The sequence below is a fragment of the Waddlia chondrophila WSU 86-1044 genome (genome assembly GCF_000092785.1).
GTDB classification, from domain to species: domain Bacteria; phylum Chlamydiota; class Chlamydiia; order Chlamydiales; family Waddliaceae; genus Waddlia; species Waddlia chondrophila.
In genome coordinates this window covers 1,583,422-1,604,425 of record NC_014225.1, presented here as the reverse complement: position 1 = coordinate 1,604,425, position 21,004 = coordinate 1,583,422, and the positions used below count along the sequence as shown (strand labels likewise).

The 21,004-nt window shown below is 42.6% G+C and carries 19 protein-coding genes; 12 read left to right on the top strand and 7 right to left on the bottom strand.

All coding sequences use genetic code 11. The features are described 5' to 3' along the window. The first annotated feature begins 6 nt into the window (after positions 1 to 6). From dnaE to lptE, 3 genes are all read left to right on the top strand, one after another. Positions 7 to 3,717: a DNA polymerase III subunit alpha gene (dnaE, locus tag WCW_RS07350; RefSeq protein WP_013182580.1), complete on the top strand. Its 3,711-nt coding sequence runs from the start codon at positions 7 to 9 to the stop codon at positions 3,715 to 3,717. 244 nt (positions 3,718 to 3,961) lie between these two features. Further along, positions 3,962 to 5,005, top strand: a complete 1,044-nt coding sequence (locus WCW_RS07345; protein WP_013182579.1) for a tetratricopeptide repeat protein — start codon at positions 3,962 to 3,964, stop codon at positions 5,003 to 5,005. Next, on the top strand, positions 5,002 to 5,580 hold the full coding sequence (gene lptE / locus WCW_RS07340; RefSeq protein ID WP_013182578.1) for an LPS assembly lipoprotein LptE: 579 nt from the start codon (positions 5,002 to 5,004) through the stop codon (positions 5,578 to 5,580). The genes WCW_RS07345 and lptE overlap by 4 nt, the downstream gene beginning before the upstream one ends. 4 nt (positions 5,581 to 5,584) lie before the next feature. On the opposite strand, the gene WCW_RS07335 is transcribed toward lptE, so the two are convergent. Beyond that, positions 5,585 to 6,019 carry a hypothetical protein gene (locus WCW_RS07335; RefSeq protein ID WP_013182577.1) on the bottom strand — a complete coding sequence of 145 codons (435 nt, stop codon included), beginning with the start codon at positions 6,017 to 6,019 and terminating at the stop codon, positions 5,585 to 5,587. 126 nt (positions 6,020 to 6,145) lie between these two features. Here WCW_RS07335 and WCW_RS07330 point away from each other — a divergent pair, with 126 nt between their 5' ends. Then, on the top strand, positions 6,146 to 7,426 hold the full coding sequence (locus WCW_RS07330) for a D-alanyl-D-alanine carboxypeptidase family protein (RefSeq protein ID WP_013182576.1): 1,281 nt from the start codon (positions 6,146 to 6,148) through the stop codon (positions 7,424 to 7,426). Here the strand turns inward: WCW_RS07330 and WCW_RS07325 are convergent. Genes WCW_RS07325 through WCW_RS07310 form a run of 4 tightly spaced genes read right to left on the bottom strand, consistent with a single transcriptional unit; the run spans position 7,387 to position 11,733 of the window. Then, complete coding sequence (locus WCW_RS07325; RefSeq protein ID WP_013182575.1) at positions 7,387 to 8,640, bottom strand: hypothetical protein; 1,254 nt, start codon at positions 8,638 to 8,640, stop codon at positions 7,387 to 7,389. The two genes, WCW_RS07330 and WCW_RS07325, sit on opposite strands and share 40 nt — an antisense overlap. Continuing rightward, the gene (gene rsmA / locus WCW_RS07320; RefSeq protein WP_041941579.1) at positions 8,637 to 9,476 is read right to left on the bottom strand and encodes a 16S rRNA (adenine(1518)-N(6)/adenine(1519)-N(6))-dimethyltransferase RsmA; all 840 of its coding nucleotides are present in this window, start codon (positions 9,474 to 9,476) and stop codon (positions 8,637 to 8,639) included. Before rsmA ends, WCW_RS07325 begins: the two co-directional genes overlap by 4 nt. Beyond that, positions 9,448 to 10,497, bottom strand: a complete 1,050-nt coding sequence (locus WCW_RS07315; protein ID WP_013182573.1) for a peptidylprolyl isomerase — start codon at positions 10,495 to 10,497, stop codon at positions 9,448 to 9,450. Before WCW_RS07315 ends, rsmA begins: the two co-directional genes overlap by 29 nt. A 54-nt stretch (positions 10,498 to 10,551) precedes the next feature. Beyond that, positions 10,552 to 11,733, bottom strand: coding sequence for an RsmB/NOP family class I SAM-dependent RNA methyltransferase (locus WCW_RS07310; RefSeq protein WP_013182572.1), 1,182 nt, complete (start codon positions 11,731 to 11,733; stop codon positions 10,552 to 10,554). A gap of 83 nt (positions 11,734 to 11,816) precedes the next feature. Here WCW_RS07310 and WCW_RS07305 point away from each other — a divergent pair, with 83 nt between their 5' ends. Beyond that, a complete protein-coding gene (locus WCW_RS07305; RefSeq protein WP_013182571.1) occupies positions 11,817 to 12,635 on the top strand; it encodes an exonuclease/endonuclease/phosphatase family protein in 819 nt (272 codons plus the stop codon). A gap of 11 nt (positions 12,636 to 12,646) precedes the next feature. Here the strand turns inward: WCW_RS07305 and WCW_RS07300 are convergent, their stop codons facing one another. Then, entirely contained in the window at positions 12,647 to 13,906 is a 1,260-nt protein-coding gene (locus WCW_RS07300; protein WP_162268151.1) for a putative nucleotidyltransferase substrate binding domain-containing protein, read from the bottom strand. A gap of 10 nt (positions 13,907 to 13,916) precedes the next feature. Further along, entirely contained in the window at positions 13,917 to 14,378 is a 462-nt protein-coding gene (locus WCW_RS07295; RefSeq protein WP_013182569.1) for a CesT family type III secretion system chaperone, read from the bottom strand. A gap of 136 nt (positions 14,379 to 14,514) precedes the next feature. On the opposite strand from WCW_RS07295, the gene lnt reads away from it, so the two are divergent. From lnt to WCW_RS07260, 7 genes are all read left to right on the top strand, one after another. Beyond that, the gene (gene lnt / locus WCW_RS07290; RefSeq protein ID WP_013182568.1) at positions 14,515 to 16,191 is read left to right on the top strand and encodes an apolipoprotein N-acyltransferase; all 1,677 of its coding nucleotides are present in this window, start codon (positions 14,515 to 14,517) and stop codon (positions 16,189 to 16,191) included. 54 nt (positions 16,192 to 16,245) lie between these two features. Then, positions 16,246 to 17,127, top strand: a complete 882-nt coding sequence (gene lpxC / locus WCW_RS07285) for a UDP-3-O-acyl-N-acetylglucosamine deacetylase (protein ID WP_013182567.1) — start codon at positions 16,246 to 16,248, stop codon at positions 17,125 to 17,127. Further along, positions 17,127 to 17,594: a 3-hydroxyacyl-ACP dehydratase FabZ gene (gene fabZ / locus WCW_RS07280; RefSeq protein WP_013182566.1), complete on the top strand. Its 468-nt coding sequence runs from the start codon at positions 17,127 to 17,129 to the stop codon at positions 17,592 to 17,594. The genes lpxC and fabZ overlap by 1 nt, the downstream gene beginning before the upstream one ends. Positions 17,595 to 17,637: 43 nt before the next feature. Further along, positions 17,638 to 18,513, top strand: a complete 876-nt coding sequence (gene lpxA, locus WCW_RS07275) for an acyl-ACP--UDP-N-acetylglucosamine O-acyltransferase (protein ID WP_013182565.1) — start codon at positions 17,638 to 17,640, stop codon at positions 18,511 to 18,513. Beyond that, positions 18,513 to 19,436: a methionyl-tRNA formyltransferase gene (fmt, locus tag WCW_RS07270; protein WP_013182564.1), complete on the top strand. Its 924-nt coding sequence runs from the start codon at positions 18,513 to 18,515 to the stop codon at positions 19,434 to 19,436. The genes lpxA and fmt overlap by 1 nt, the downstream gene beginning before the upstream one ends. After that, the gene (locus tag WCW_RS07265) at positions 19,437 to 20,075 is read left to right on the top strand and encodes a hypothetical protein (RefSeq protein WP_013182563.1); all 639 of its coding nucleotides are present in this window, start codon (positions 19,437 to 19,439) and stop codon (positions 20,073 to 20,075) included. It abuts the gene before it with no gap. A gap of 134 nt (positions 20,076 to 20,209) precedes the next feature. Then, positions 20,210 to 20,989, top strand: a complete 780-nt coding sequence (locus WCW_RS07260; protein WP_013182562.1) for a hypothetical protein — start codon at positions 20,210 to 20,212, stop codon at positions 20,987 to 20,989. Positions 20,990 to 21,004 lie beyond the last annotated feature (15 nt).

Sequence of the window (21,004 nt, the reverse complement as noted above, 5' to 3'; positions counted from 1 at the left end):
CACAAAATGTTTGTTCCTTTGCATGTCCATTCGCAGTACTCGATCCTTGATGCTTCTGCATCTGTGAAGGCGATTGCAGCAAAAGCAAAAGAGTTCGGCATGCCAGCTGTCGCGTTAACAGATCATGGAAATTTATTCGGCGCGGTTGACTTTTACAAGTCTTGCAAGGGAAATGGGGTGAAGCCGATTATCGGGTGTGAAGTGTACATTGCTCCGAATTCCCGCTTAGAGAAAAAAAAGGAGAGGGGAGAGCGTGCAGCTTTCCATCAAACGCTTCTGGCGAAAAACGATGAGGGGTATCACAACCTTTGCGCCCTGAGCTCCCGGGGATTTTTAGAAGGATTCTATTATTTCCCCCGAATCGATATGGAGCTTTTAAAGGAGCGTAGCCGAGGTCTTATCTGCCTTTCTGGGTGCATGAGTTCGAAGCTTTCACAGGCAATTCTTGATGGGGCCGGCGATGAGTGCGACCGTTTGGCCGATTGGTATTTAGAGGTGTTTGGTGAAGATTTTTACATTGAATTGCAGCGCCATCCCATGTCGGAAGCAAGTCTTCATGAAGGCGGCATGTATCAAGAATCGTGGCTTATTCAGCAGTACCAAGGCTATATCGAGAAGCAGAATCGTTTGAATGATGCCCTTTTGGAAATTGCCGAAAGAAAAGGGATTCTTTATGTTGCGACAAATGACAGCCACTATATCGAACGTTCGGATTGGCAGGCGCATGAGGTTCTGCTCAATGTGCAATCGGGCGAGCCTGTAGAAATTTGGGAAAAAGATTCGCTGGGAAACCCTAAATTCCGCGTTCCCAACCCTAAGAGAAGAACTTACTCTTCGCATGAGTTTTATTTTAAATCTCCCGATGAAATGGGGGAGCTTTTCAAAGATCTTCCCGAGGCACTATCAAATACGCTTGCAATCGCTGACAAGTGCACCATGGAGCTGGATTTTGAAACGAAACACTATCCAGTATATGTTCCTCCATCCATTGAGAATACGGAATATACAGATGCTGAGAGGGTGGAGTCCGTTGAAAAATTCTTAAGGCAGCTGTGTGCCGAAGGGATACCCAAGAGGTATACTCCGGAAAGGCTGGAAAAAGTGAAAGAGGTTTATCCCGACAGAGACCCTTTAGAAGTGGTTCATGAACGTCTGGAAGAGGAGATGAGCGTGATCGCGCCAAAAGGGATGTGCGATTATCTGCTGATTGTTTGGGATTTTATCAATTGGGCAAAAAATCATGGGATTCCTGTCGGCCCTGGAAGGGGTTCCGGAGCGGGATCGATTGTGCTTTATCTGATTGGAATCACAGATATCGAGCCTTTAAGATTCAACTTGTTCTTTGAGCGTTTTATTAATCCGGAGAGGCTTTCTTATCCCGATATTGATGTCGATATCTGCATGGATCGGCGTGGGGATGTGATCCAGTATACCCTCGACAAATATGGCAAGGACAATGTCGCTCAGATCATCACTTTTGGCACGATGAAAGCGAAAATGGTGCTGCGTGATGTCGGGCGTGTCCTCAGTGTGCCCCTTGCGAAAGTAAATGAGATTGCTAAGCTGGTGCCTGATGACCTGAATATCACATTAGAAACGGCTTTGGAAAAAGATCATGATCTGCGTCAACTCTATGAACAGGATGAGGAAACTCGCCGTTTAGTTGATCTTGGAAAAAAATTGGAAGGTTCCATAAGGAATACTGGAATCCATGCTGCCGGGATCATTATTTGCGGCGACCCTCTTGTTAACCACATTCCCGTTTGCGTGGCAAAAGATGCTGAGATGCCGGCAACGCAGTATTCGATGAAACCCGCTGAACAGGTAGGCATGTTGAAGGTCGATTTTTTGGGGCTGAAGACCTTGACTGCGATTCAGACTTGTGTGAATGCGATCAAAGAGAGAGTTGGTGAACAGATTGACTGGGTCAACCTGCCGCTTGATAATGAAAAAGCATTTAATCTGTTGAACCAAGGAAAGACTTTAGGAGTATTTCAATTGGAGTCCGGAGGTATGCAGGATCTGGCAAGGCAGCTGCATCTGGACAAATTTGAAGAGATCATTGCTGTCAGTGCGCTTTACCGTCCCGGTCCCATGGATATGATTCCCTCTTTTATCAATCGGAAGCACGGACGGGAAGAGATTGATTACGATCATCCATGGATGAAGGAGATCTTAGCAGAGACTTACGGGATCATGGTGTATCAGGAGCAAGTGATGCAGATTGCGCAGAAGCTTGCTAACTATTCCCTTGGAGAAGGGGATGTGCTTCGTCGGGCAATGGGTAAGAAAGATGCTGAACAGATGGCTGCGCAAAGGGAAAAATTTAGGCTTGGAGCGCTTGAAAACGGAATCTCTGAAAATGTATCGATGAACATTTTCGACAAAATGGAAAAATTTGCCGCTTATGGATTTAACAAGTCTCATGCTGCAGCTTACAGTTACATTGCCTATGTGACAGCATTCTTGAAAGCGAATTATCCGGAAGAGTGGATGGCGGCTTTGATGACATGCGACAGGCACGATCTGACTAAGCTTTCGAAATTTATTCGCGAGTGCCAGGCGATGCAGATCAAAATGCTTCCTCCCGACGTGAACGAAGCAGGAACCACATTCATGGCTTCTAAAGAAGGGATTCGTTTTGCCATGAGCGGGATTAAGGGGGTGGGAACTTCAGTTGTTGAAGCGATCGTTGCGGAGAGGGAAAAGGGGGGGCGTTTTGAAAGTTTGTATCAATTCATCAAGCGGATTGATTCTAGTAAAGTTGGTAAAAAGGTGATAGAAAATCTTGTTGAAGCAGGATGTTTTGATTTCACCGGATGGTCGCGCGATCAGCTGCGCATGAGCGTAGAACCGATGTTTGAATCGGCAATGAAGGAAAAAAAAGAGGAAAAAGCCGGTGTGCGTTCATTGTTTGAATTAATGGGGGAAAATAATGAAAATTTGTTCGCCGAGCCGCCTAAAGTGAACATGCCCACACCCAGTCGACAGATCTACTTAAAAGAAAAAGAGTTATTAGGATTCTTCCTTACCGGCCACCCCATGAACAGCTTTAAAGATATTCTCGAGCGGTTATCTTGCATTGCGTTGCGTAATGTTGAAACCTTGGATCATCAGACTGTTTTCCGATCAGCTTTTTTAGTTGAGACTGTGCGGACTCTTTTTTCTTCCAAGTCGCAAAGAAAATTTGCGATCCTCATGGTTAGCGATGGCATTGAGAGTTTTGAGCTTCCGATCTGGCCTGAGATGTATGAGGAAAAGCATCAGTTAATCAAAGAAAACCAACTGCTTTACGCTGTACTCGAAGTTGATCGCAGTGAGGGGAGTTTACGCCTTTCTTGTCGTTGGTTTGACGATCTGACTCAGGCAAACGAGGCTACAGTCAAGGAGTGCGATCAGGCGTTTGATCGCGCAAAATTCATGGCGGCACGTGCAAGCCATTCGAAAAATAGAAGAAGCAGGTCCAATCAAAAGAAAAAAGAGGAGCCTAAAGTGGAGATCGAAAAAGTTTCTTTGAAGCTAGATGCGGATAAAACACGGTTAAGCCATATTCTTGAAATAAAAAAACTGTTCGAATCCAGTAGAGGTAAAAATCCTGTGCAAATCGATTTTATGGTGGATGGTCGGAGTTTGGCTGCTTTACATATCGATCAACCTTGGGGAGTGGAATGGACTCCGGAGTTAAAAGAAAAATTAGAAAAATTTAGTTGGCGGTGATCTTGAAAAAGTTCTTGTCAAAACAAGAAATCATTGGTATAACTTACCGAAAAGTTAAAGTGCAAAACATCCTTACTTTAGATTACGAAGGAACATTGTTTAGGTTTTTGTATAACAGTTTCACCGCAGGCCGCCCTTTTTTCCTCCTCCTCCCTCTACCCTCCGGCCTGCGGTAACTTTTTTTAATCTTGCCATCATTTTTGATGTCTCATAAAATGGTCACCAATTCATTTGAGGTGTCATCATGAGAATCCCTTTTCTAACTCTGTTGCTTTTGTGCATGTTGGTCGGACAGGCAAATGCTGCATTTATTTATCACGATGGAGAACTGACGAGAAAAGAGGATACTCCTTATCTTTCGGCGGCAGATCACTTTGAGCTTGGAATGAACGCCTTTCATCATGGAGATATGACTCTGGCAGTGAAACATTTGCATATTGTTTCCCACAATTTTCCTAATACTTCTTATGGGCAGGATGCTTTTTTCTACCTGGGAATGTCCTACTACAAGTTGTGTGAGTTCGATTTAGCTAACTGTGCGTTTAACGGATATTTATCCAGTCAGTCGAATCCTCGTTTTTTTCATGAAGCTGTTGAGTATAAATTTACAATTGCAGAGCAATTCAGGAAGGGTGCCAGAAGGCACTACCGCGGTTCTCGATTTTTCCCTAAATGGGCTAATGGACAAGATCTGGCATTGGAGATTTATGACGAAGTGATCGCTTCGATGCCAGGGGATGAATTAACAATTCATGCTTTATATTCAAAAGCCTGTTTGCTGTGGCATATGGGGGAGTTTCGCGACAGTGTCAGTGCGTTTCAAACGATTATCCGCCGTTTCCCAAAAAATGAGCTGGCTCCCGATTCTTATATGCGGATTATGAAAGTGTATATCGATCAAGCAAAGAGAGAAAAGCAAAATCCTGATCTTATCGCCTTTGCTCAGATGAATTTAAAGCGTTTCGAAGCTGATTTTCCTCGAGATGCTGGATTGGACGTTGCCCGTGCCGATTACCTGCGCTTGAAAGAGATGTATGCGTCGGCTCTCTATGAGATTGCTGTTTTCTATGAAAGAATCAGCCAACCTAGAGCGGCTGTCATTTATTATCAAAAAGCGTCTTTGGAGTTTCCTGAGACAGTTATTGCCGGGAGAAGCCGTTCCAGGCTTTCTTCCCTTTGTCCGGCAGCTTTGATTGAAGCTCCCCATTCTGGCAAAGAGGAGAAGGAAGGCATGGAAGAGTTTCCCGATCTTATGGAAGAGATTGAATTTGTCAGTGATTCGATATGACGCGGTACATTTATGCTTTTCTAATTATTTTCTCTACAGGTTGTGGTTATCAATTAGGCAGGGGATCGCAGTTGGCAACTTATCAGACAATTTCAATTCCATACATTTGCGGTGATCGTACAGGGGAGATGACAAATGCGCTGATCAAAGAGATGAGTAGGTCCGGTGCTTTTGCGTATCGCAATCGCTCTGCAGATTTATGTTTGAAAGTGAATATTGTTGATCTTTTTGAGCAAAATATTGGCTATCAGCAAGGCCCTGATGACGATGACGGATATGACGATCAAGATGGTAGGTGTCGAACAGGTAATTCTGTTATTCCCAATGAGACAAGATTGATTGTAATTGCTGAAGTTACCGTCATAGAATCATGTACAGGATGTGTTAAACTTGGTCCTGGGAGAATTCGAGCGAGTTATGATTTTGACCATGATTACTATTTCAGCCCTGATGGAATCAATCAAACTTCTTTGGGACAGCTGACTAATATGGAATCGGCTAGAGAAGCGGTGATTCGCCCCTTAAGCGCCGTTTTAGCACAAAAAATCGTTGATTACGTTGTCTATAGCTGGTAACACCTCATCTGTTAAATTCGCTGTTTAATCCATTAATCAGCGTTTCATTTTCCTGGATTTCCGATAGATACTTTTCCAATAATCTTAGCACTAACCGAGAAGTGTTATAGACTCCGGAGGTTACAAAGCACATTTGAAGCTGCGGTTCATTCGGGGTATTTAGTGCAATAAGGGTGTATGTCATCATATTTCCGTTAATTTTTTCCGGAACGATCCAAACGATGAAATCTTCATTAACCAAAGTGATCTTTTCATCTGTTTCGATGACGTGAAAATATCTCGTTAAGGAAGGATCACTGTCATTGGAATCGTAATAGTTCATCAAATCCAGCTGATGGAGCAGCTTTAAATCGACTTGGATGATGTCTTCCGGCAAATTTTCCGAGATATTTTTAATAGACCTTCTATAGTAATTTTCTAAATATTGCATATTATGCATAAGATAGCCTCTTTGTTAGACTTGTATGCAGGCTAGTTATGCAATATTCAGGCCATATACCGATTCTTGAAGTTAATTTGGTATATGCTGTAAGATGGCGCATCTTCGACCTCCACTTGTACTGAAATGAACTCAACATTTTGTCTAATTTTTGCTTTATTGCTTGCTAACTCCATATTAAACGGCATAGAGATCAAAATTCATGCTGATTCCGCTATTTTAATGAACGCAGATACAGGGGCAATTTTATATGAAAAAAATGGGAAAAAAGAACATTTTCCCGCGAGTTTGACCAAAATTGCCACTGCGATTTACACGCTTCAATTAAGAGAGCAAAAACTTGACAAAATGTTGACCGCTGAACACGAAGCCATTGCTTCAGTCTCCGAAGAGGAAATGGTCCGTTCGAACTATTCCTTGCCAGCTTACTGGCTGACGCGAGGAACTTCGCATATCGGAATTAAGAAAGGGGAAGAGCTTTCTTTGCGCGATCTGCTTTACGGGATGATGGTCGCTTCCGGAGGGGATGCTTCAAATATGATCGCTCTTTATATGGGAGGAACAATTCCTGTGTTTATGGAGGAATTGAATCTGTACTTGAAAGAGTTGGGGTGTACATCCACTTATTTGATGAACCCTCATGGATTGCATCATCCCCGGCACGTGTCGACTGCCTATGATATGGCTGTTTTAACTAGAGAGGCCCTTAAGAATTCAACCTTTCGGGAAATTGTCAAAACAGTGAGGTGTCAAAGGCCGGAGACGAATAAGCAAAAAGCGACAACTTTGATACAAACTAATCGTCTACTGCGAAAGGGAAAGTATTATTATTCCAAAGCGATTGGAGTCAAAACAGGATATACTTCACAGGCGAAAAATAATTTAGTTGCGGCTGCAAAGGATGGAGACCGTACGCTTATTGCTGTTTTCATGCATTGTGATGACCGTGAGAAAATGTTTTTAGATGCCAAACAGCTGTTTAACAAGGCGTTTAAAGAGGAAAAAATCTCTCGGAAAGTCTTTCAGGCAGGCCCGCAAAAAATGACTCTCCGAGTAGAGGGAGCTGCAAAGAGCATTGCGACTTACATTAAAAACGATGTGGTTTTTGATTTCTATCCCTCAGAAGAGCCTAAGCTCAAATGTTTGTTAAAATGGAATGCAGTAAGTTTGCCTGTGCAAAAAGACCAACAAGTCGGTGTGCTTGTCTTTGAAGATGATAATGGGAAGGAGCTTCATTCTGAAGCATTATTTGCAAAGGAAAAAGTTGATCATCATTTTTTTCGTAGGTTGCGCGATCGGATAACAGGCCGGAAAATTTTAAAGTTTTTCGGGGCATGCCTTGCCGTTCTTTTTATAGGCGGACTGATCTATGAATTAGGCTGTGTAAAAAAATCTTCCTCGGGGTAATTTTCTCCCCAATCTTTGTAATCGATCTCTGCCATGCTTTTGAGCTCGGACTTAAGCAGTTCTTCTCTTTGGGTAAGAAAACGCATTTCTTTTGTAGAGGAAGGGTGAATGAGTTTTTCTTGAACATCGTGAACGATGCCAGACATTGCTTGCATCAAAGACTCTTTTTCGGCGTGCTTTTTGATCGCAAGCGGATCCAAGCCAAGTTTGACGCATTCCTTAATCATCCCTTCAATAGGAATGGGAAGAAGCTCGTAAAAGAGAGGAAGTTCGATATCGTGTAAAGCCCTGTTGAGAAGGTAGGCATTTTTTGCATGTGCTCTCCAGTCCAGAAGCATGCAGTAGTTTAAAAGGCAGATGAGTCGATAATAAGGAAACGACTGAAAGACGATGTCTCTTGCTTGCTTGATCGCATGGTTTTTGAAACCGCCGATCAATTTTTCAATCCGCTCTTCAAGTGATTGAAACAATTTTTCAGCGTTGAACCAATTTTCTGGAAGCTCTCTTGCTTGTTTTCTAACAGACTCTGAAAGTAGGTATTGTTTTACTTGAGGCAGTGTGCTTTTCATTGCACCGAGTCTCTCAAGAAATGCTTTTTTACTCGTGAGATTGAGAATTGAAGAAGATTCTTTTCCGAAAAGAAGGCCGCCCCGATAAGGTGAGGAAAGATATCCCCCTCTGTCCAGAAACGCATTTGAATGGGGAAAGCTTCGAGTTAAATCGAAAAAATGGATATTCCCATTGGAGTCGATAAGGATATTATTGGCATGAGCGTCGAACATTCCAATAATCACAGAATCAATCAAAGCTTCGACATATTCATCTTTTAAGATCGTCGACTTCCGTTTCTCTGGATGATTGAGATAATTTTTAAATGTTAACCCTTCTTGGGCCTGTTGAATCGCTCCTCCTTGATACTGTTTCCCTTCGATAGAAAAAGGCTCCATTTTCATCGAAGGAATGAGTCGGCTTGAAACTCCCAAGATTTCAGACATTTCATAGGCTAGGGAACTCATGATGGCTCCTCCAAAAAGGCCGTATTTCTCTTCTTTGTAATAGCCGATAACGCTGTTATCTTTATATAGGGTAAAGACTCGGCAAGTGGTAAATACCGGGATAAATGCGTCTCGTTTATCCCGGTGTTCTTCAATTTCTTGGATGGACAAGTCTCCTGAGAGCAGCTGGGACTTAATCGCTTCTAATTCAGGTCTCATGACCGCATGTATATCAAATGGCGATAGAATTCGACAAATTGATTAGATGATAATTCTTCAGGCCTTGCAGTCTCTTGAAAGCCAATCCCTGCCAAAGCTTGCATGACAGAGGAAGAGGGGTAGAGTTTTTTCAGTGAAGACTTTAACATTTTCCGTCTTTGGCCAAAAGCTGTTCTGATCAATTGGAAAAATGCTTCATCTTCCACCTCTTTTGGAGGAGGGGAGAGGTCGAACCGAACAACTGCAGAATCCACATTAGGCTCTGGAAAAAAACAGCGCCTGCTCACTTTGAAACCCCATTGCGGCGTTGAAAATAGATTGGAAAATACTGTGAGAGATCCGTAAGTTTTGTTTCCAGGAGAAGCTGTGAGTCTTTCTGCCACCTCCAGTTGGACCATTACGACGATCCGTTTGAATACGTGAGTTTTTGGAAGGAGAGAAGTTAAAATTGGAGAGGTGATGTTGTAAGGCAGGTTGGCGATTACCGTTGCACGCTCTGAAAGTTCCTTTTCAAGATCCACTTTTAAGACGTCTTCGCAAATCACACGGATGTCGCCGCCTCTTTCTTGTAGCGCTTTGGCCAAGATACGGTCTTTTTCTACGGCTAGAACACGAGCGCCGTGTTGATGCAGGGCATCAGTAAGAGCCCCGGGTCCTGGCCCAATTTCCAAAACCTGATCTTGGGCATTGATTTCAGCAAGAGAAATGATCTTGTCAATGATGTTTCCGTCGATCAGGAAATTTTGAGATAGGCTTTTTTTGGGAGAGATGCCCAAGATTTCGAGATATTGACGTAACTGGCTGGGATTACTTAAGCGTAAAGGGTTTGAAGTCATCAGGGATTTCATTTAGGATGTCGTCAATATGGACTTTAAAATGGTGGTGGAGGCGGCTCAGGTATTTAGCTTGTTCAGTTGCCATCTCTTTTTCAACCAGTTGATCGCGCAAACGGTTTTGTATTTCGTAAAAAGAAGGAGCTCCTCCTTTCTCAATTTCTTTTAAATAGAAAATGCGGTAGACGTCGGTTTTGCTGGCGCGGCTTTTCTGGGCGATAGGCTCGCTGAATGCTCCGGGTTTAAGCAAAGAGAGAATTTCCCTATAGGAGTCTGAAATTTCACTGGGAGAGAGAGAGTACTCTTGCGAAACTGAGCACAGCTTAAATTCATCGGGGTGGAGCAGACTTTTCAATTGGGAGAGTTCGACATCCTTGTCCCGCAGTAAATGGTGGACGGTATTTGCAATGGTGCTGCTGGCTTCATTGCTGCCTCCTCGTACAGAGATCACTTGGTAGATCCACTTCTCCGGTTGAGAGTTTTGCTCCGCCCATGTTTTGTAGTGATCCACGACCATTTGAGGAGTGATCGATCGGAGGACGATAGAGTTGACGCGTGCCATCATCATTTTTTTGAAGAGGATGTCTTCTTTTGTTAGATCGAAAGCTTCTTCGTAAGTGAGGCCGGCTTTATCGAGATTGGCGATGATATTGGGGCCGAAAATATTTTCAATCTCCTGTCTGACTTCTCCGTGAGTCATCGGAAGATTTACCTCTTTTGCATCAGCTTTGATCAGTTCTTTGTCAATCAGATCCTCAAGCGCTCTTTTCCAGCTCATGTTGTAAAACTGATAGCGAGCTTCCGGAGAGTTGGCGTATTGAGGGAATTGCCGATAAAAGAACATGTCCATCTGCTTCATCACGTCAATAACGGAGATCGGTTGTCCGTTGATTTTGGCTAAAATACGGTTGTTGACAAAGATATGTTTCGGCTGGGCAAGAAACATGCTGTTTGCGCTTACTGCAGCAAGTTGCCCTAACATGAATAGAGCAGCAACTAATGTGAGGAAAATAGATCTATTCATAATCGTTGTTCGAAAATATTAAAACAAGGGATCATTATAGCTGGAATGAATATCTCAATCAACCTGAAAACAGGCGCCAAAAAAACCGTCCATCTTTTCTCTTGCAGGATAAGACTGGAAAATGTCCCCATGCAGCTTTATTGGATAGGTATTAAGGAAGTGTGCAACCTGATCCTGATTTTCCTGTTTGAGAATGCTGCAGGTGCCATAGACAATTTTACCGCCGGGCTTGACATAACTAAGTGCTTGCTCGAAGATAGTTCGTTGTTGTCCTAGCAACCGTTTAAGCATCTCTTCTGAAAATTTCCATTTCATGTCGGGGTTTCTTCTCAATGTTCCTGTTCCAGAGCAAGGAGCATCGACTAGAACCCAATCAAATTTTTTTTTCAGATTTTTCTTTTTAGGATCGTCAGGCATTAAAAGCTGCGCATTCTGAATGCCGGCTCTTTTCAGCCTTCTTTTTGCTTCTGAGAGAATATGCGTTCGAATGTCGTGCAGGTAAATTTGCCCTTTACCATCCATATTCTGTGCGAAAGCAAGGGTTTTTCCACCAGAACCGGAGCAGTAGTCTAGTACTTTTTGACCTGGCAAAGCTTCTACCATCGCGGCCAAAAGCTGGCTTCCTTCATCTTGCACTTCAAAATAGCCGGATTGGAATTCCGGGAGCTGGAAAAAATTGATTTTTTTTAAAAAACGGATTCCTTCTTTTGCCTCTTCACAAGGAGCGACTTGGTATTCTTTTCCCCAGGTTTTAAGAAGCTTGTCACGTGTTGCTTTTAATCGGTTTACCCTAACCGTTGTGGGAGCAGGGGAGTTGCATTCCCAGCAAATCTCTTCAGCTTTTTCCTTGCCCATCGCGGCAACGCATAGGTCGTATAGCACTTTTGGAAAGCTGTAGCGGATGTGGCTTGGAATAGAGGAGTTGTGGCGGTACTCTTCAGGATTCAATCCAGTCCATGTTTCGAGCCTTTTCTCCCAAGAGGAGTGTGTGCCTGACAAGTGATTGATCAACGGTAGCCAGCGGATCATTCCATAGATGTTTTCCGCGATCTCGGCGCGATCTTTGGAACCTAGGGAGCGGTTTTCTTTAAAATAGCGGTGAATGCACAAATCTAGAGGGATTTCCTGCCCTTCGTAAGATTTCAGCAAGCGTAGCAAATGATAATTACGGAACGGTTGTCTATTGATTATGTCACTTCCCAATTTTTGGATCACGATCGGTATAGCAACCATCATAACATATAAGCTTTTAAAAATTAAAGGTGAAATTAATTTTAAAGATGAACTATAGTAATGTCTTTTAATATAGGAAATGAGTTATGAGTATTTCTCAATATCAAACAGTATCTTGGAATATTGGTTGTGTTGCGGATTTTATCGGTCTATATCGTCGAGCGAAACAGCAGCCATGGGAAAACCTATCAAGCGTACCCGGGTTGCGTATGGAAAAATTGAAGGAAGTTTTTAAAAGAATTGCTGATGATAAAAAACCCGACATTTTTTTCTTGCAAGAAGTGGGTGAAGAAGTGCATGCCGGCCTAAAAAAATGGCTGGAAAATTATGCGATTCATTTTGACGGCGATGATACGCTTGTTGCGTGGAACAAAGAAAGATTTACCGAAATTTTAGGTTCGCGTCAGTCGGAGCAACTATGTAAACGTTTTTCAATAGTGGATTTGATGGATAAAACAGCAAAGAAAGTTGTTCGGATTGCTTCTATCCATCTCCATGGATATGATTTGTCTCAGCCCGAACGTGAAAGATGCGGCCGCAGAGTCACTGAAAGCGGTGATGAAGAGCTTCGAGAGATTGTGAAATTATTGCTTGATTGCTCTGAGAGGATTCCGGAACTCATCATGCTAGGCATGGATGCAAATTCCACTCCGGATATTCATCCTGAAAGATTAGAAATTTTGGAGTCGGAAAGATTTGTTAGGGATTTTGACGATAATCAACCGACAGCTTTCAATCCCACGTTGGATCATCGAAAGGCAAAGATCGATTTTATCTATGCAAAATGTATTTCAGGGAAATGCAATGTTTTAGAAAGTTCAGCCAATCTTGATCTTAAAATTGAGTCGCCAGATACGAATCCCAGTGATCACAGGCCTTTATATCAATCAATTGTTATCGATTGAAATTCAAAAGTTTAGAAAAAAGGATTTGATTTTCCCCTCGAATGAGTGAATGCTTCAGCTCTTTGTTGTAAATCCTTGACAACACTAGCCATTTCCTCTTTTTCCCCTTTCGTTAAATCTTGCACTTGATATGTGCTGTTGTGTTCGCTCATTTGTAGTTGGAGCCTTTTTTTGTAAGCGGCTTGGTAAGTCTCTATCACACGAACTGCTAATTTAGGGGAAATATGCCCCTGTTTTTCAAGCTTTATCAATCCTTCTGTGATATTGGTTTCGTTGATTCCGTGATAAATGCATAACCCTCTCACAATATTCATAATAGGGCTTAATACTCCCTTTTTAAGGTTTGCTTCAGCGGATCTTTGAGGCTGTATCTGGCCCGGCTGTATTAATTGCAGTCCAACAAGTTTCCCATAGTTAATGCCTCCCTGCCATTTTTTATAAGAGGCGATTTCATCTTTTTCAGGTGTTTGTTGCATCAGCACTTGTGTTGCCTCGCGCATTCGTTGAATCAGTGTTTGATCACCGTACATAAATTGAGAAAAAGTCATAGAATTGCTAATTGTTCCAGGGTTAGCTAAATTTTCTCTTCTCTCAAAATTCTTTGGAGTATGAGTAGGTAAAGACCATTCAGCCATTGACTCAGGAGTATCCAAAAGAGCTGAGCTTCCGAATTGCACTGTAGATTTTCCTTGCATAAATGGTGGTGTGAGCCCTCCTTCGCAAAAAGAAATCCCATTAACGCCCTCATTAAGCGACATGACGATTTTGTTCATTTCAGATGCCATCGTTAAGAAATATTTCCTGATTTCCGGATTATCTTTTTCAATCAGGATGGCAAAATCCAGGTCCGAATAGGGGCCGGCTTCATATCTTCCCAAAGATCCCAAGCCGATGATTGCAAATTCCGTTGGTGGAGGACCTATTTTTTGCTGCGCCGCTAATGACAAACTTCCTAAGAAAAATGAGTAATTATTTGAAAAAAAATCTTGGATGTCCTCAATGTTATCGACATCGACATTTGCGATTCCATATTCTCGCATATTGGCAATCGTTTGCTTGTACCAAAGTTCGACATCGTTAACCTCGGAAGAGGAATCTAAAGTTGCGCTAACGACTTTAACCTCTTTGACTTCATCTGTTAAAGGTTTTGTATCATGGCCAGGAAGGGGGGAAGAGGATGAGGTGACAACAACTTTTGGTTTCTCTTTGTCTTCTGGCTGTTGACTGGAAAAATCGGAAATGAATCCACTTGAAGGATCTATATTCATCATGATCTCCTTTCTAGATAAATAATTTATTTTGATTTTCTGATTTCTGTTCGAAAGTAGGCTTGTTGTGGAAAAAGCTTTCGATTTTCCAATGATAAAGCTGTTGTTGCAGCTCTTCATATAGAGTGATAAACTGATTCAGTTGAATGAGAAATTCATCGTAATCAATGTGTTCTAATAAAACTTTTTTCATAAGAAGTGCATGGTTTGTCTCTGGATTTATTCCAAAATAAGTTTCCCAAGGCAAGACGCCTTCGAAATTTGCGGACAGCATGTGTTGGTAAAAATCTTTGCCTAAAGAAGATTCCAGCTCGTAGATGTCGCTCTCTATGAGGACTGATTGCCCGTTGTCTTTGGAATAAAAACTGAGATGATACTCTTCATTGATTTTGAGACAGATCGCTTCAGTAGATGGATCTTTTATTCCTAGATTGAACTCCATTTCTAGTTCTTTAATTAAATGTATAAAATACATAACTTCATCCTCCTTTATTATTGTATAAAAAATTATTTAAAAAAGTAATGTTTTTTTTAACAATGATAATTATAAATTGTCTGCACGCTCTAAAAGGAAAAATGTGATAAGATTGTCGAAAAACATGGGAACATTCGTGAAAATTGAGCCACTCTCTAAAAAAATTAGTATTTTGTGCCTTCTCATCTCTTGGGGAATCGTTTCTTTTGGACAGCCAGCCTGGAGTTTTGCGACCTCTTTTTTGGCATCGATCCTGGGATACGCACTTATTTTCCGTTTACTTGTTGGGAAGGCGAATTGGAAAATGCGGTTTTTTATCGGATTTATTTGGTTTGCAGCGGTGCAGCTTACTCAGCTTTCCTGGACTTTATCCCACCCCTATTTGTACATTGTTGCTCCCTGGCTGCTTTATTCCCTTTTAATGGGACTACAGTTCGGTTTGATTTCTGTATTGGCCGATCCACGCAAGGTAACAGAGTGGACCCGCATTTTGATGATTTGTTCTGTTTGGACTTTGTGCGAATGGTCCCGCTTGTTTTTTCTTTCAGGTTTCGCTTTCAACCCTTCTGGAATGGCTTTGGCTGGAAATCTCTATACGCTGCAAGTATCTTCGCTTGCCGGTGTTTTCGGGCTAAGCTTTTATGTTTTGCTGACCAACCTGATCTTGTTGCGAGTTTGGCTTTTGCCATTTAAGTGGAAGCGTTTTGCTGTTTTTGCTGTTTTTGCCGCGCTTCCTTTTGCTTTTGGAGCTGTGCAGCTAGTTTTGCACCAAGGCAAGGTTGAGAAAAGTTCGAAAGTCAAGGCATTATTAATTCAAACCGCTTTTCCTGTCGAGGAGGGGATCCATTTTACTTCTCACCAAGACTATTTCGATCATGTGTTTGATGAATGGAAGCAAATTTACACTCTGGCAAGCAAATATCGGGAAAAACCCGTTGATCTTTTGGCTTTACCGGAATTTGTCGTTCCTTTTGGCACCTATTCGTTTGTTTATAGGTATGACGATGTCAAGCGCATGATAGAAGAACGTTTTGGGAGCAACGCTTTGAAAAAGGCAGCTCCGTTAGTACTCCCCTTTGCATCAGAAGATGAGAAGGGAGTGAGTGTGAACAATGCTTTCCTTTCGCAGACGCTTGCTAATCTTTTTGATAGCCAAGTTGTCATTGGATTGGAAGATGCTGAAGATCGCAAAGGCAAGAGGCATTATTTCAGCTCAGCTATTTATTTTACCCCTTTAAAAGAGGATGAGTATCGCCATAGGAGATATGAAAAAAGAATTTTGGTTCCGATGGGAGAGTACATCCCGTTCAGTTTCTGCCGCAACCTTGCAGCGCAATATGGGGTATTTGGATCTTTTACTCCGGGTAAAGAGGCTGTTGTCTGGGGTAATGACGGTTGCAGATTTGGAGTGTCGATCTGCTATGAAGAGATCTTTGGAGATATGATGCGGGAAAACCGCACCAAGGGCGCAACGTTGTTGCTGAACCTGACCAGCGATGCATGGTTTCCTCAATCGAAATTAGTGAGGCAGCATTTTGAGCATGCGCGATTGAGAACTGTAGAAAACGGAATTCCTCTAACCAGAGCATGCAATACAGGAATCACGGCATGTGTTGACGCATTGGGTAGGGATGTTGCAGTTTTGGGAGATAGCGATGACGAGCGGGAAAAGTTGTCCGGCGCGTTGTATGTCGATGTTCCGATGTACCATTACCGCACACTGTATTCACAGTTTGGAGACAGATTGATTATTGGCTTTTCTTTACTTTGCATACTACTTTTTTTTAGAGCGGGAAAAAGAGATCAAACTTGAACTTTTCCCTCTATTTCATTATGATGATATTCAATTTTTCGAGAATGTAATTTAATGGCAGTAGTAGCTGAAGGAATCGCCACATCTACGAGGACGCAAAACACGATTGGTGAAGCGGTTTCTTTTTCGGGAATCGGAATTCACACCGGCAAGGTGGTATCGATTCGCTTTGTTCCCTCTGAGTGTGGAACAGGGGTTGTGTTTAAACGGATCGACTTGCCTGGTCATCCTGAAATTCCTGCAACCCTGGAGTATGTGTGCGATACTTCTAGAAGCACAACAATTGGGATCTCAGATGTACGAATCCATACAGTCGAACATGTGCTTGCTGCTGTCCGCGCGTGTCAAATCGACAATTTAATCATTGAAATTTCTTCTATCGAGCCTCCTGTCGGAAACGGAAGTAGCGATGTGTTTATCGAAATGATCAAAAAAGTTGGTGTTGTTGGGCAAGAAGGCTCCGCTCCAATTGTCTATTTGGATCAACCGATTTATTGGTCTGAAGAGGAGGTTCATGTTGTTGCTATTCCTTATGATGGATACAAGATCAGCTATACTTTGAATTATCCTGATTCAGCGATTCTAAAATGCCAGTATCAGTCTTTTGAAATTACAGAAGAAATATTTATCAAAGAGCTCTCGCAATGCCGCACTTTTTCAGAGTATCGAGAAGTCGAAATGCTGATGAAGCGCGGGTTGATTAAAGGAGGAAGTCTGGACAACGCTGTCATCATTAAGGACGAGGCTGTTTTTAGCAAAGGAGGCCTCTACTTTCAAGATGAGATGGCAAGGCATAAAATTTTGGATATGATTGGAGACCTTTCACTGGTTGGGTTTGACTTCCGTGCTCATGTGATTGCAATCCGATCAGGACATCAAGCCAATGTTGCGTTTGCTCAACAACTTTATCAAAAGCTTACAAGGGAGACCCTCTGATGCCCTCCGATACATTAGACTATCCGGAAACACTTGATATTAAGGAAATCATTAAAATTCTGCCACATCGCTATCCTTTTCTTTTAGTGGATAAGATCCTAAAAGTGGATATGGAAAAAGGGTACATCCTTGGGCAGAAAAATCTGACAATAAATGAAGCATTTTTTCAGGGGCATTTCCCCGGCGCTCCCATTATGCCGGGCGTATTGATCTTGGAAGCCCTTGCTCAAACAGGCGCTGTTTTGGTGCACTTGAGCGGCCAGAAGGAGAAAGTTGGAGTTCTTCTCAACGTTAAGAATGCAAAGTTTAGAAACCCGGTTAAACCAGGCGACATTTTATATCTAGAAGGGGAAGGAATCCATATTAGCAGCAAGGGAGGCAAGGTTCGAGCAACTGCTACCGTGAATGGAAAGGTGGCTGTCGAGGCTGAAATGGGATTCGCTCTTGTGGACAAAAGCCAAATCTAAAGTAAATTAAGAACAAAATCAAAATCAAAGAGAAGTACACTTCATGAGCGAATCAAAGATCCATCCCATGGCTTATGTGGAGTCAGGAGCAAAGATAGGAAAAAACGTCACGATTGAGCCTTTCGCTGTTGTCAAGGGCAACGTGACTCTCGAAGACCACGTTGTGATTAAATCCCATGCTTATATCGACGGATATACAACGATTGGCGAAGGCACAGTGATCTATCCGAATGCCAGTATCGGTACCAAGTCGCAAGACCTGAAATATCGGGGAGAGAGAACTTTTGTCAATATCGGCAAACACTGCGAGATTCGCGAGTTTGTCACCATTAACTCCTCTTCCGGTGAAGACACTTATGTGAAAGTGGGTGACAATTGTTTCATCATGGCATACTGCCATATTGCGCATAATAGTGTCATCGGCAACCATGTTGTAATGAGTAATAACGCAACTCTTGCCGGGCATGTCACGATCGAAGATTTTGCGATCATCGGAGGCCTTACTCCCATTCATCAATACGTTCGAGTGGGAACTTATGCGATGGTGGGAGGCATGAGTCGTGTGCCGCACGATGTTCCTCCTTATACGATTGGCGCAGGAATTCCGTTTAAATTCGGCGGATTGAATCTCATAGGACTCAAACGGCATGGGTTTTCTCTTGAAACACGAAAAGCGTTGAGTCAAGCGTTCAAGCTGACGTTCCGTTCCAAGCTTCATCTTGACGAAGCAATTGCCCGCATTGAATCCGAGCTGCCTCTTTTACCGGAAATTGAAAATTGGATCTCTTTTTGCAAGAGAACAAAAAGAGGGATTATCGGACTTCAGGGAGTGATTAATGCTGAAGAAGAGGAAATTCCTTTTACGGATGAAGAGGAGGAAGAGGTTTCTGTTAAAGAAACTCAAGCAGTAACAGTTTGATGAAAGTCATTTTTTTTGGAACACCGCATTTTTCTGCCAGTGTCTTGCGATATTTATTGGAACACGGAATAAAAATTGTTTCCGTTGTCACCCGTCCGGATAAGCCCAAAGGGCGATCGAACAAGTTAATTTCCACTCCAGTTAAAGAGGTTGCTATTGAACATGGTCTTCCTGTGTATCAACCTGAAAAAGCCTCCTCTTCTGAGTTTGCAAACGTCTTACCTCCTTATGAAGCAGACTTATTTGTCGTGGTTGCTTATGGAGAAATTGTGAAGGAGCATATTCTTGGCATGCCCAGGCTTGGGTGCATCAATCTGCATACAAGTCTGCTCCCTAAATATCGAGGAGCCGCACCAATTCAACGCGCCATCATGAATGGTGAAAAGGAAACAGGTGTTTCGATTATGTACATGGTCAAGAAAATGGACGCAGGCGATATTATTCAAACCCAATCTTTAGTCATTGATGAAAATGAAACTTTTGGAGAGCTCGAGGAACGCTTATGCCAAAAAGGGGCGGAGATGCTACTGCAAACGATCCGAAAGTTTGAAAATGGACCTGTTGAAGGAATGCCCCAAAACGATGATGAGGCCACATTCGCTCCAAAAGTGGAATTGGAAGATTGCGAAATCGACTGGACAATGCCAGCAAGAAGAATTCATGACTTGGTGCGTGGATCTCAACCCTATCCAGGAGCTTGGTGCTGGGTCGATGTAAAAGGAGAGAAGAAACGGATGAAGCTGATCAAAAGCGTTCTTGGCGCATCTGTTAATTCTGTTCCTCGCAAGATCATAGCTGTCAATGAAGAGGGGGTAGAAATTGGATGTGGAGAAGGTTCCGTCAAGATTCAGAAGCTGCAGCTTGAAGGGAAAAAAGCGATGGCTCCTGTCGAGCTTTTCCGGGGAACAGAGGTTGTATTCTAAGTGGCACCGACTTCTTTTCCCTCGTATGTAATCGGTAAAGTTTCTTTGCCTGATGTCATCAGGCCTGCAATAAAATTAACCGAACGTGTTTTCCAATTGACGCTGAAGCATTTCGGGCTCATGCAATCCACTAGTGTTTTCGGCTTTGGCTTGCAGGAAATTGGGCTGGAATATTTGTCTGCTAATCGGAACACAGATGCTTTTTCTGAAAGTCGTCAACAGCAGATCAGAAACATCAAAAAGATTCAGGCTAAACAAAGTTTAGTGCACGGACTGTGTTATTTAGGATCTGGGGTGCTCTGCACCCTTGGCGAGATGGAACGGGTGAGCTGGCTGAACCTTGACGGGACCGGAAATGCCTTTATCCAATCAGGATGGACTTTATTTTTATTTGCTAACCTGTTCTCGCTTGATCAAAACATCAAACTCTATCATGCCTCGTCCAGATTTGAAGGGACGTTTGGGCATCGCTTAAAAATGAGTGCAATTTTGGGAATGATCAATAATTTGGGATATGTGGTAGGGACAATTTTTTCATTTTTCGAAGGAACCGCTGCAATTGCTATTTTTCTGGCGGTGTTATCCATGATGACAGGCACGGTAAAATTTTTTTATGATTACTTTTTTAACCTGAAATAGCTGTGAAGCAGATTGCTACAGAATTTTAGATTAAAATATTTAATCGTATTTACCGATTCTTAATGGTTATGCTATTATGTCCATCCAGCTTAAGGCTTTTTTAAGTGTAAAAATGGCAGACCAGGAGAGAAAACATGAATGTCTCGAGCGTATGTGCTCCTCAATATCCTATTGAAAATGGAACAAAAAAAAATCTTTTAGAAACAGTTGAGCATGGGATCTGCTCAATTGCGAAGAATGTCTTTGAGGGAATGCGATTACTGTTTGTCAGATCCGGACAGATTCGAACAAATGCTAATGCGTTTGGCCGGGTTGTACAGCTTGGTGTGCATCTTTTCTCCCTGGCGGAGATTGCGCTGATGAAGCCAGGCAGCTATGCGCATATTTCTTCTCGTTTAGGTGTAACAAAAAATATCATAGACACAGTGCAAACTTTAGACGGCGTTCACTATTTTGGATGCAAAATCAGTGAAAAAACTGCCGCCAAAAGCCTTGGCAATGCCGCAATGTTTGTCGCTTCTGTCGGTCTTGGCATGGAAATTTTGGATAAGTGCAAACTGCTGAATTTGGGCAGGATTGCGGAAAAAATCGGATCTGTTCCCGTTCTTGGTGCAGCAACTCGTCTTGGTGTAAGTTTTGGACAAGTTTGCTGTGGATTCGCTGCATTTGGATACATTTTTTTCGCAGTTGATGCAATTGAACGTCTAATCGAAGCGGAAGATGGTGATAAAAGGCGTCAGGCTTGGATTGACTTAGCTTGGCTTGTGGCAGAAATTGCCGCAACATGTTTCTTGATCTTTGCAAGTTCTTGCATGGTTGGAGTGATTGGATTCGGCATCACAGCCTGTGTGCTGGGGACAGCTTCTTATCTGCATGGAATTGCAGTTCGAGAAAATGCAGCAGCATTGCGCTGAAAAATAATAACAATT